The organism is Mesorhizobium sp. B2-4-3 (assembly GCF_006442815.1).
In the GTDB taxonomy this organism is placed as follows: Bacteria; Pseudomonadota; Alphaproteobacteria; order Rhizobiales; family Rhizobiaceae; genus Mesorhizobium.
Genome location: NZ_VFVL01000014.1, coordinates 68653 through 80237 on the forward strand (window position 1 = coordinate 68653; position 11585 = coordinate 80237).

The 11585-nt window shown below is 64.5% G+C and carries 9 protein-coding genes; all 9 read right to left on the reverse strand.

The genetic code is table 11. The features are described 5' to 3' along the window. Positions 1–495: 495 nt before the first annotated feature. Positions 496–1953 carry a S8 family serine peptidase gene (locus FJ956_RS15530; protein ID WP_140679064.1) on the reverse strand — a complete coding sequence of 486 codons (1458 nt, stop codon included), beginning with the start codon at positions 1951–1953 and terminating at the stop codon, positions 496–498. After that, positions 1943–2611: an anti-sigma factor gene (locus FJ956_RS15535; RefSeq protein ID WP_140679062.1), complete on the reverse strand. Its 669-nt coding sequence runs from the start codon at positions 2609–2611 to the stop codon at positions 1943–1945. Before FJ956_RS15535 ends, FJ956_RS15530 begins: the two co-directional genes overlap by 11 nt. After that, the gene (locus FJ956_RS15540; RefSeq protein WP_140679060.1) at positions 2608–3174 is read right to left on the reverse strand and encodes a sigma-70 family RNA polymerase sigma factor; all 567 of its coding nucleotides are present in this window, start codon (positions 3172–3174) and stop codon (positions 2608–2610) included. The genes FJ956_RS15535 and FJ956_RS15540 overlap by 4 nt, the downstream gene beginning before the upstream one ends. A 407-nt stretch (positions 3175–3581) precedes the next feature. Then, positions 3582–4421 (reverse strand): alkaline phosphatase family protein, encoded by an 840-nt coding sequence (locus FJ956_RS15545; RefSeq protein ID WP_140679058.1) that lies wholly within the window; start codon positions 4419–4421, stop codon positions 3582–3584. Positions 4422–4496: 75 nt separating this feature from the next. Continuing rightward, positions 4497–6086, reverse strand: coding sequence for an ABC transporter substrate-binding protein (locus tag FJ956_RS15550; protein WP_140679056.1), 1590 nt, complete (start codon positions 6084–6086; stop codon positions 4497–4499). 208 nt (positions 6087–6294) lie between these two features. Further along, positions 6295–7950: an ABC transporter ATP-binding protein gene (locus FJ956_RS15555; protein WP_140679178.1), complete on the reverse strand. Its 1656-nt coding sequence runs from the start codon at positions 7948–7950 to the stop codon at positions 6295–6297. Positions 7951–7979: 29 nt separating this feature from the next. Continuing rightward, a complete protein-coding gene (locus FJ956_RS15560) occupies positions 7980–8801 on the reverse strand; it encodes an ABC transporter permease (protein ID WP_140679054.1) in 822 nt (273 codons plus the stop codon). A gap of 40 nt (positions 8802–8841) precedes the next feature. Then, a complete protein-coding gene (locus FJ956_RS15565; RefSeq protein ID WP_140679052.1) occupies positions 8842–9801 on the reverse strand; it encodes an ABC transporter permease in 960 nt (319 codons plus the stop codon). A 100-nt stretch (positions 9802–9901) separates the two neighbouring features. Continuing rightward, a complete protein-coding gene (locus FJ956_RS15570) occupies positions 9902–11491 on the reverse strand; it encodes an ABC transporter substrate-binding protein (protein WP_140679050.1) in 1590 nt (529 codons plus the stop codon). Positions 11492–11585 lie beyond the last annotated feature (94 nt).

The following is an 11585-nucleotide window of genomic DNA, read 5'->3' on the forward strand; positions in this document are numbered from 1 at the left end:
TTCCGTTCATTTCCGTGAAATCAGCGCAAACGCCGGGGATTGGTTGAAGCTGCCCCAACGTCGTCATTCTATGGCGGAGCAAGGAGCGAAGCGACGCGGCGCAGACCATAGAATCCATGCCGTGACTTGGAAGCGCCGCCACGGTTGCAGAATTCTGCTCCGTTGCACGCCTTGGCGAAGGTAACGGCATGGATTCTAGGGTCTTCGCGACGGAGCTTCGCTCCTGCTTCGCCCTAGAATGACGATCGCGGTGGGCGTTTCGGCCAATCTCCAACGCATGCCACCTGCCAACGCAAACAGAGCCGACCGATGAAAATCCCTGTGCAGTGCCACTAGTTGCTTCAGAAGAATTGTGGTTTGACCTATCCCGGCGAAAGCTAAGATGTTCGTGCCTATTTGTCGAATGGCCGGCTCCGCTCATCGCGGCCATTGCGATAACCATTTGATTGAGTTTCAACATCAAAGGCATCAAGGCATGAGCCTCAAACGCGAGACTCACTCCTTCGCCGCTCCGGCGGCCTTGATATCGAGCAGCCCATAGCCGAAATCATTGTCCCGGCCCTTCGGGCCGAGATCCTTGGCGGTTGCGGCCAGCGCCTTCTCGATCTCGTCGGCCGAGCGGTCGGGCGCCGCGTGGATCAAATTGGCGATGGCGCCGGATACGATCGCCGCGGCGAAGGACGTGCCGGTCACTACGTCGGAGCCGGCGCCGCTCGGCGCCACCATCTCGACCCCCGGCGCCGAGATGAAGACATAGCCGCCGCGATTGGCCTGCGGCATCAGCCCGTCCTTGGCGTCGGTGGCGGTCACGGCGATGACGCCGTCGAAGGCGGCCGGATAGCCATAGGGCGCCTTCGGCCCGTTGTTGCCGGCGGCCGCGACCAGCACGATACCGAGCTCCCGGGCGTTACGGCAGGCGGTGCCGAGCAGATCGTTCTTCGGGCCGACGAAGCTCATATTGATGATGCGCACATTTTGCTCGGCCGCCCAGTCGAGCGCCGACAGGATGACGTCCATGGTCGACTTGCCGCCTTCGAAGGCCCGCGCGTGATAGATCTTAGCGCCCGGCGCCATACCTTCCAGCGGACCGACGCCGGCGATCAGCCCGTCGACCGAGGTGCCGTGGTCGCGCTTTTCGATCGGCACGTTGGGCATGGCGTCATACTGGTCGGCGATGACGCCGGCGAGCGCCGGGTTGGTGTCGTCGATGCCGGTGTCGATGACGGCGACGCGCACATTCTCGCCGCTCGCCTGTTTTGAATCGAGCGCGATGCGGTCGAAGGCATAGTTCACGACGCCGGCCGCCTGCTGCAGCGTGTAGATGTGGTTCGGTTCGCGGCGCTGCGTGCGCCCGTCCGCGGCAAGCTGCGCCAGCACCACGCCGACCGGCCGCCCGTCGGTGATGCCGAAGCGCACCAGCGTGCTGCCGAGCAGCCGCGACTGGCGCTGCGAGCGCACCTGCAGGCCGAAGGAGGTCGCGATCTGCCGCACGACGCCGGCATCGCCGTCGACGGTCACCAGCACCTCGTCGGGCACGAACTCGCCGGCAATCGCGCGCGGCGGCTCGGCCAGATTGAGGCCCTGAGGCACCGTGACGGGTCCGCTCGGCGCCGGAGCGGGTGGCGGCGTGTTGCCGGAACCGTTCGACGACGACGTTCCGTTCGAGGGTGGCGTCGGCGGAGCGGCACCTGCCGGCGCGTTCGGGAACAGGTCGACGATCAGCGCCGGCAGGAACACCGCGGCGCCTGTGGTGTCGCCAGCTCCCGGTTTCTCGCCATTATTCGCGGTGCCGCCGTTCTTGTCGCAGCCGGCGCCCGCCGCTGTCGTGCGGTTCAGGCAGTCGACCTGGGTCTGTGAAAGATTCGGATCGTTGGTCTGCGCAAACGCAGGCGCGGCGGCAAAGGCCGCCGCCGCGAGGAGTGCCGCATGCAGAATGACCGCCTTAGCCGCCATCGACCGGTTTCCTTCCCTGGATCACAGTATCGGCGAAGGGCTGGGCCGCAATAAGGCCGACGAGCTTGTCGTAGTCGGCCGCGCTGCTCGCCGGAATGGTCAGGCGGAAGACGCCGTCGGCCGTCGGCCCGCCGGCGATCTTCAGCCCGTTCTGGCCGAGGAAGGCGGCGATATCGGCCATTTTGGCATCCGGCTTGAACTTCACCAGCGCGAAAGGCAGCTTCGCCAGATCATCCTGCGCGCCAGCCACCTCGAAGTCGTTGCCCTTGCCGCCCGGCTGTTCGAACGACTGAACGATGACCAGCGCAAGCAGCGCCGCGGCCGCGGCCCAGGCGATGCCGGCCGGCATCGCCGTCACCCGGCCGAAAACCTTGGCGAGCCACGACTGGCCGGCCGGCGCGGGCGCCGGGCCGGCCTCGGCGTCGAGCGCCCTGGCGAAGCGGGAGAGCGCGTCGGCCGGCGGCCTGATCGCCTCGTTGGCGGCGGCGGTACCGGAGAACTCGGCCTCCGCTTCGCCAAGCGCATTCATCGCTGCCGGATCGGTGGCCAGCCATTCCTCGACGGCCTCCAGCTCGGCGCCTTCCAGCGAGCCGTTCAGGTAGAACGGCAGCAGCGTTTCCATCTCGTCGCGGCGCGACATCTTTTCAGCGGCACTCATGGCCACCCCCTGTCGTAACCGGCGGCCTTGAGGGCTTCGCCGAGTTTCTTGCGGGCGTAGAACATTCTGGTCTTGACGGTGGCGACCGGGATGTCGAGCACCTCGCCGATCTCGGTCACCGACTGGCCATGGTAATAGGCAAGGTCGATCACCGCGCGGTGTTCTTCAGGCAGGGCGTCGATCATGCGGCGCAAGGCGGCGGCCTTGTCCTCCTTCATGGTCACGACTTCCGGCGTGTCGGCGCCGTCGGGAACTTGCGCTGCGTCGTCGTCGTCGATCCAGTCTTCCTTCTTCTTGCGCAGCATGGACAGCCCCTTGAAGCGGGCGATGCCGAGCAGCCACGTGGAAACTTCAGAGCGCCCCTCGAAGCTGGGCGCCTTTTTCCACAGCTCCAGAAAGACCTCGTTCGCGATATCGTCGGCCATCATTTCCGATCCCATCTGGCGCGCCACGAAGCGGTAGATCCGCGCGTGATGACGCATGAACAGGAGCCGAACGGCGGCCCGGTCGCCCTTCGCGACCCGGTCCACAAGCGCGCGATCGGTTTCCGTCGCCGCATTCATAGCCGGTCGAGCCGCCTGGCTCCTCGAAGCTCTGTCGCTGATCGGTCCAAAAAGGTTCACCCTCCGCCAAGGATTTTTCGGAGGCTAACCGAAGAGCGGGGAGGTTGCCAGTAGGGGCACTTCTCCTATCTCTTGCGGGCGATAGGCCGAGACGCCTATCGCTTCGTCATCCTATGGCGAAGCAAGGAGCGAAGCGACGCAGCGCAGACCATAGGATCCATTCCGTGACCTACGAGCGTCACCGCGATGCAGAACAATCTCTGTTCTGCACCGCCTTCATTCTTCGCGTGAGGTTACGGAATGTATCCTCGGGTCTTCGCGACGCTGCTTCGCGGCTGCTCCGCCCGTGGATGACGAAGTTGCTTGGCCTTCGCCAATCTCCAACGTTGCAACGGGAGAAGGGGAAACTAAACCAAGAACACCTTCGCCTTCATCGTCTCGGGTATCGCCACGCCGAGCCGGCTCAGCACCGTCGGCGCGAGCTGCAGCTGATCGAGCAGCGTCTCGGCTTGAGGCCCCTTGGCCGGGCCGAAATAATAGAGCGCGAAATCCTGCATCTCATCGTCGTGGCCGCCATGATGGCCGCGGTCGGTCTGGCCGTGGTCGGCCGTCACGATCACTTCATAGCCGGCTGCGCGCCATTGCGGCAGGAAGGCTGCCAACATCGCGTCCATCGCGTAGCAGGCATGGTCCATCTCGTGGCAGTCATGGCCGAAGCGATGGCCCATCGAGTCCAGCGTGCAGGTGTGCAGGATGCCGTAGTCGATGCCGTGGCGCTTCGCCAGCATGGTCAGCGTCGCGAACAGGTCGACGTCGCTCGGCGTCATCTGGTTCTTGAGATTGTAGCCGGTCATGGTGTGGAAGCGGCCATGCGTGATCGGCCCGCTTGGCTCGTCGAACTCCATGTCCTCGACAAGGTCGAACGGGTACGAACGGAAGAATTCCGACCAGTAGGAATGGGTCACGGCGCCGGTCTTGCCGCCGGCCTTGCTGACTTCCGAGAAGATATCCGGCGGCGTGACGCGAAAGCGGTTCTCGTTGGAAAGGATGCCGTGCACCTGCGGCGAAACACCGGTGTGGATCGAGGCGTAGCAGCAGGCGGACGTCGACGGCAGCACCGAGCGCATCTTCCAGACCTGCGCCTCGCCGGACTGCGCCCAGCCTTCGAGATTGCCCATCAGCCGGCGCCAGTTCCGGTAGGGCACGCCGTCGAGGATGATGAGCAGCAGTTTGGATTTGAGCGCCACGGCGGTTCCCATGCATCGAAAACAGAAGCGCCGCGTATCGCGCGGACACGCAGCGCTGCTTTGGATAGCTTGATATCAGGCGTTCAGCCAGCACTCGTTGAGCGCATAACCGTCCATCATCTCGCCATTCGGGTTCTTCACCCAGCCGCTGACTTTCTTGGTGTTGGCGGCGTCGACGAACTGGTTGAAGAACGGCACGATCAGGCCGCCTTCGTCGCGCATCAGCATTGCCATGTCGCGGTAGATCGCCTTGCGCTTGGCCTGGTCCAGCTCGGCGCGCGCCGCGTAGAGCATCTTGTCGAATTCGGGCCGCTTGAAGCGCGTGTCGTTCCAGTCGGCGGTCGATAGATAGCCGGTGGAATACATCTGACCCTGCGTCGGCCGGCCGCCCCAGTAGGAGAGCGAGAAGGGCTGCTTGTTCCACACTTCCGACCAGTAACCGTCGCCCGGCTCGCGCTTGATCTCTATTTTGATGCCGGCCTTGGCGCAGCTCTGCTGGTAGAGCTGGGCGGCGTCCACGGCGCCCGGGAAGGCGACGTCCGAGGTGCGCAGCAGGATCGAGCCGCTATGGCCGGACTTCTTGTAGGCCGCGGCCGCCTTTTCGGGGTCGAACGTGCGCTGCTCGATGTCGGCGGAAAACAGCGGGTAGGCCTCGTTGATCGGGAAGTCGTTGCCCACCGAGCCGTAGCCGCGCAGGATCTTGTCCAGCATCTCCTCGCGATCCATGGCGAGCTTCAACGCCATCCTGAGGTCATTGTTGTCGAAGGGCGCGGTGTCGCAGAACATGTTGAATGGGTAATAGCCGCGCCCGGCGACGTTCTCGATGCTGACGCCCGGCATGCGCTTCACAAGGTCGACCACCTTGGGCTCGACGCGGTTGATGAGATGCACCTGGCCGCCCTGCAGCGCGGCAAGCCGGGCCGTCGGGTCGTTGATGACGACGATCTCGATCTGGTCGGCATGGCCGGCCTTGTCGCCGCGCCAGTAATTGGCGAAGCGCTCGCCGCCATGCTTCACGCCGGGCTGGTTGACGGTGACCTTGTAAGGACCGGCGCTGATGCCGGCATTCGGGTTGTCCTTGCCGCCATTCGGCTGGATGACCAGGTGGTAGTCGGCCATCAGATAGGGGAAGTCGGCATCGGCGTCGCCGAGCGTCACCACCACGTCCTTGCCGTCGGCCTTGATGGTCTTGATGTTCTTCAGAACGCCGAGCGCGCCGGATTTCGACTTCTCGTCGGCGTGGCGCTCGAGCGTCGCGACGACGTCTTGCGCCGTCACCGTCTTGCCGTGGTGGAATTCGATGCCCTCGCGGATCTTCATCGTCCAGGTCTTGGCGTCGGCCGAAGCGCCGATCTCCTCGGCAATCAGGTTCTCGACGCCGCCTTCCGGGGTCAGGCGGACGAGGAATTCACCCCACTGCTTGCAGAAATTGTAGGTCACCTGGCTGAGGTTCAGCGCCGGATCGAGGCTGTTGGTCGATTCACCGCCCTGCAGGCCGGCCTTGATGATGCCGCCCTTCACCGGCGTCGCGGCAAAAGCCTTGCCGGCCAGCGTCGTCGCCAGCGCCGCCGAGGCGCCAAGTGCTGCCGCGCGGCCGAGGAAATCGCGCCGCGAGATCCTGCCCTTGCCGGCGAGCGCGGCGAGATGGTCGAGTTCGGTCTGCATGTTCTGCCCCCTTTTCGGAAATTGATTTCGGTGCGGGCTCTATCTGCCCGCGGCCGATCTTTTCCGTTCCCCATTGCAGCCGCATGACAGCGGCCGCATTGGGAGCCGACTTTTCCGCGGACTATCTCTTTGTTTTGACGCAATTACGGGCGGAAGGCCACGGCGAAGCCGCCGAGCCTAGCCGCTTCACGCTTTTCCAGGAATTGCTTCAGTTTCCGGCGCTCGCCATGCGCCGGCCCTTGATCGCCTTCTCCAGCCAGCCGATCTCCATTTCGGGCACGGAGGAGAGCAGCAGGTCCGTATAGGCGTCGAAGGGCGGCGTCAGCACCTTGCTCTTGGAGCCGTAGCGCACCACCTCGCCGCGATACATCACCGCGACGGAATCGGCGATCGACTTCACCGTCGCAAGATCATGGGTGATGAAGAGGTAGGCGACCTTTTCGACCTGCTGCAGGTTCAAGAGCAGCTTGAGGATGCCGTGGGCGACCAGCGGATCGAGCGCCGAGGTCACCTCGTCGCAGATGATCAGCTTCGGCTTGGCGGCGAGCGAGCGCGCGATGCAGACGCGCTGCTTCTGCCCGCCGGACAGCTCGGCCGGGTAGCGGTCGATAAAACCCTTGCCCATCTCGATCTCGTCGAGCAGCTCGGCCACGCGTTTGTCGCGCTCGCGTCCCTTCATGCCGAAATAGAACTCCAGCGGCCGGCCGATGATGGTGCCCACCGTCTGGCGCGGGTTCATCGCCACGTCGGCCATCTGGTAGATCATCTGCAGCTGGCGCAGATCCTCCTTCGGCCGGTCGGCCAGCCTGTTGGCGAGCGGTCGGCCGTCGAAGGTGACGGTGCCTTGCTCGGGCGGCAACAGGCCGGTGATGGCGCGCGCCAGCGTCGACTTGCCGGAGCCGCTCTCGCCGACGACGGCCAGTGTCTGTGCCGGGTAGATGTCGACCGAGACGTTCTTCAGAACCTTGACATGGCCGCCGCCATAGGCGGCGGTCACATTCTTCACCGATAGGAAGGGCGTTGTGCCGGGCTGCTGTTCCTGGTGCTCGATCTCATGCACTGAAACCAGCGCGTTGGTGTATTCCTGGCGCGGTTCCTTGATGATCTGCCGCGTGCCGCCCCACTCCACCAGCCGGCCGTGGCGCAGCACCATGATCTCGTCCGAGACCTGGGCGACGACGGCAAGGTCGTGGGTGATGTAGAGGGCCGCCACGTGGGTGTCGCGGATGGCGTCCTTGATCGCCGCCAGCACGTCGATCTGCGTCGTCACGTCGAGCGCCGTGGTCGGCTCGTCGAAGACGATGAGGTCGGGCTCCGAGCAGAGCGCCATCGCCGTCATCACGCGCTGCAACTGGCCGCCGGAAACCTGGTGCGGGTAGCGCTCGCCGATCGTCTCGGGATTGGGCAGGCTGAGCTTCTTGAACAACGCAACGGCCCGCTTCTCGGCCTCGGCACGGTTCGCGGTGCCGTGCAGGAGGGTGGCCTCGACCACCTGGTCGATCAGCTTGTGCGCCGGATTGAACGCCGCCGCCGCCGACTGCGCGACATAGCACACCTCGCGTCCGCGCAGCGCCCGCACGCCTCTTGGTCCGGCCTTCATGATGTCGCGGCCGTTGAGGATCACCTCGCCGCCAGTGATGCGCACGCCGCCGCGGCCATAGGCCATGGACGACAGGCCGATGGTCGACTTGCCGGCGCCTGACTCGCCGATGAGACCGAGCACCTTGCCCTTTTCGAGCGTCAGCGAGACATCGTGGACCAGCGTGATGGTCTTCGGCGCCTCGCCCGGCGGATAGACAGTCGCCTCGATGCGCAGGTTGCGGATGTCGAGGAGCTTGCCTGAGCTTGCCTGCCCGTCGGCCATCGGCCGCGTCTTCGCCTGCTTGCCAGCCATCAGCCGCGTCCTCCCTTCAGGCTCGTCGTGCGGTTGAGCACCCAGTCGGCGACGAGGTTGACCGAGATCGCCAGCACCGCGATCGCCGCCGCCGGGATCAGCGCCGCCGGAATGCCGAACACGATGCCGTCCTTGTTTTCCTTGACCATGCCGCCCCAGTCCGAATCCGGCGGCTGCACGCCGAGGCCGAGGAAGGACAGCGCCGACAGGAAGAGCACGGCGAAGATGAAGCGCACGCCAAGCTCCGCCACCAGCGGCGACAGCGCATTGGGCAGGATCTCACGAAAGATGATCCAGGCCTTGCCTTCGCCGCGCAGCTTGGCCGCCTCGACGAAGTCCATGACGTTGATGTCGACGGCCACCGCGCGCGACAGCCGGTAGACGCGGGTCGAATCGAGGATGCCCATGACGAGGATCAGGGTCAGCGCGTTGGTCGGCAGCACGGAAAGCACGACGAGGCCGAAGATCAGCGTCGGGATCGACATCAAAAGGTCGACGAAGCGCGACATCAGCGTGTCGAACCAGCCGCCGAACACCGCGGCCGAGAAGCCGAGGATCGAGCCCAGCGAGAAGGACAGCGCCGTCGCCGCCACCGCAATCTCCATGGTGATGCGCGCGCCGTAGATCATGCGCGAGATAAGGTCGCGACCGAGATTGTCGGTACCAAGCCAATGGGCGGCCGACATCGGCTCCCACACGTCGCCGACGATCTCGCCATTGCCGTGTGGCGCGACCCAGGGCGCGAAGATGGCGCAGAACGCGAAAGCGCCGGTCAGGATCAGCCCGATCCAGGCGGTGACTGGGATTTGTCGTAGCGCCATTCGCCTCAGTTCCCCTTTTGGTCGTCTTGCATCCGGCCCGTCATTTCGGATGCCTAAGCCGCGGATTGGCCACGATGGCGGCGATATCGGCGACGATATTGAGCGTGATGTAGACCGCGGCGAAGATCAGGCCGACCGCCTGCACCACCGGCACGTCGCGCTTGGCGACATGGTCGACCAGATACTGTCCCATGCCCGGATAGACGAAGATCACCTCCACCACCACGACGCCGACGATGAGATAGGCGAGGTTGAGCATGACGACGTTGACGACCGGCGCTATCGCGTTCGGGAAAGCATGCTTGCGGATGATGTCGAAGGCCTTCAGCCCCTTCAATTCTGCCGTCTCGATATAGGCCGACTGCATGACGTTGAGGATCGCCGCGCGCGTCATGCGCATCATATGGGCGAGCACCACCAGCGTCAGCGCGGTCGCGGGCAGCACGACGGCCTGCAGCCTTTCGAGGAAGGGAGTTGAGTCATCAACCGTCGAGATGCTGGGGAAGATCTGCCATTTCACGGCGAAGAAATAGATCAGCACATAGCCGATGAAGAATTCCGGGAAGGAGGTCGAAGCCAGCGCCAGTCCGGAGATAAGCTTGTCGACGAAGCCGTTGCGGTAGCGCACCGCGATCAGACCGAGGACGATTGCCAGCGGCACGGCGACGATCGCGGCGCAAGCCGCCAGGAACAGTGTGTTCTTCAGCCGGGTGCCGATCGAGGTCGCGATGTCCAGTCCGCTCGACTGCGCCGTGCCGAAGTCGCCATGCAGGATGCCCCACAGCCAGTGCACGTAGCGCAGCCATGCCGGGTCGTTCAGCCCGAGCTGCTCGCGCAGGTTCGCCAGCGCCTCCGGAGTCGCCGATTGGCCGAGAATCGCCTGGGCGACGTCGCCCGGCAGTATCTGCGTGCCGGCGAAGATCAGCACCGAAACGGCCAAAAGAAGAACCAGGCCCAGCAAGATACGCTGAGCGACCAATCTCAGAATCGGAGACGACATCGGCAACCCGCAATGGTGAAGAAGGGACGACGCCCGCCTTTCGGGCGGGTCATGAAAACGGGGAAGGGCCGGCTTGCGCCAGCCCCTCCCTTATCCTTCATCAGGCCTGCAGCCAGCACTCGATCAGCGCATGGCCGTTGCTGAGTTCCTGCGCCGGGTTGTCGACCCAGCCTTCGACGCCCTTGCCGGTCGCGTCGACGAACTGGTTGAAGAACGGCACGATCAGGCCGCCTTCGTCGCGCATGATCTCGCCCATGTCGCGGTAGATCTTCTTGCGCTTGGCTTCGTCGAGCTCGCCGCGCGCCGCAAGCACCATCTTGTCGAATTCAGGACGCTTCCAGCGGGTGTCGTTCCAATCGGCGGTCGACAGATAGGCGGTCGAGTACATCTGGTCCTGGGTCGGACGGCCGCCCCAGTAGGAGAGCGAGAAGGGCTGCTTGTTCCAGACTTCCGTCCAGTAGCCGTCGCCCGGCTCGCGCTTGATCTCGATCTTGATGCCGGCCTTGGCGCAGCTCTGCTGGTAGAGCTGGGCGGCGTCAACCGCGCCCGGGAAGGCGACGTCGGAGGTGCGCAGCAGGATCGAGCCGCTATGGCCCGACTTCTTGTAAGCCGCGGCCGCCTTTTCCGGATCGAACTTGCGCTGCTCGAAGTCTCCCGCGAACAGCGGGTAGGCCTTGTTGACCGGCATGTCGTTGCCAACTTCGCCATAACCGCGCAGGATCTTGGTCAGCATCTCCTCGCGGTCCATGGCGAGCTTCAGCGCCATCCTGAGATCGTTGTTGTCGAAGGGCGCGGTGTCGCAGAACATGTTGAAGGGATAGAACCCGCGGCCCGAAGCGGCGCGGATGGTGACACCGGGCAGCCGCTTGACCAGATCGACGATCTTCGGCTCGACGCGGTTGATCATGTTGACCTGGCCGCCCTGGAGCGCCGCCATGCGCGCCGTCGGGTCGTTGACGACGACGATCTCGACCTGGTCGGCATGGCCGTATTTGTCGGACTGCCAGTAATTCGCGAAGCGCTCGGCGGTGTGCTTCACGCCGGGCTGATTGCCGGTGATCTTGTACGGGCCGGTGCCGATGCCGGCGTCCGGTTTGTCCATGCCGCCATTCGGCTGGATGATGATATGATAATCCGCCATCAGGTAAGGCATGTCGGCGTTCGGGTCCTTCAGCGTGACCACGACATTGCCGCCATCGGCCTTGATGGTGTCGATGCTCTTCAGCACGCCAAGCGCGCCCGACTTGGACTTCTCGTCGCTGTGGCGCTTCAGCGTCGCCACCACGTCGTCCGGCGTTACTTCCTTGCCGTTGTGGAACTGAACGCCCTTGCGGATCTTCATCGTCCAGGTCTTGGCGTCGTCCGAGGAGCCGATCTCCTCGGCGATGAGATATTCGACGCCGCCGCCCGGAGCGAGCTCGACCAGCGTTTCGCCCCAGCATTTGCCGAAGGCGAACGGAACCTGGCTAAGGAAGGTCGCCGGATCGAGGCTGTTGGTGGATTCGCCGCCTTGCAGGCCGGCCTTCAGCGTGCCGCCCTTAACCGGGCCGGCGGCGCGCACGGCGCTGGCGAGCAGCGAGTTGGCGACGGTCGCGGCGACGCCGAGCGCCGCGGCGCGCCCGAGAAAATCGCGACGGCTAAGTTTTCCGGCCGCGACTCGCCGGCTGAGATAGTCGAGTTCGTTGGACATTAAGGTTCCTCACTCTGGATATCCGACCTTAGGGTCGTTTCTTGCTATTGGAGGAGATAATGACCGTAAGGGAAAGCGGCAGGCAAGACCGAAT

Excerpts from the sequence above, each read along its gene's own strand:
- FJ956_RS15530 (WP_140679064.1), bottom strand. The coding sequence starts at position 1,953 with ATGGCGGCTAAGGCGGTCATTCTGCATGCGGCACTCCTCGCGGCGGCG.
- FJ956_RS15535 (WP_140679062.1), bottom strand. The coding sequence starts at position 2,611 with ATGAGTGCCGCTGAAAAGATGTCGCGCCGCGACGAGATGGAAACGCTG.
- FJ956_RS15540 (WP_140679060.1), bottom strand. The coding sequence starts at position 3,174 with ATGAATGCGGCGACGGAAACCGATCGCGCGCTTGTGGACCGGGTCGCG.
- FJ956_RS15550 (WP_140679056.1), bottom strand. The coding sequence starts at position 6,086 with ATGCAGACCGAACTCGACCATCTCGCCGCGCTCGCCGGCAAGGGCAGG.
- FJ956_RS15555 (WP_140679178.1), bottom strand. The coding sequence starts at position 7,950 with ATGGCCGACGGGCAGGCAAGCTCAGGCAAGCTCCTCGACATCCGCAAC.
- FJ956_RS15560 (WP_140679054.1), bottom strand. The coding sequence starts at position 8,801 with ATGGCGCTACGACAAATCCCAGTCACCGCCTGGATCGGGCTGATCCTG.
- FJ956_RS15565 (WP_140679052.1), bottom strand. The coding sequence starts at position 9,801 with ATGTCGTCTCCGATTCTGAGATTGGTCGCTCAGCGTATCTTGCTGGGC.
- FJ956_RS15570 (WP_140679050.1), bottom strand. The coding sequence starts at position 11,491 with ATGTCCAACGAACTCGACTATCTCAGCCGGCGAGTCGCGGCCGGAAAA.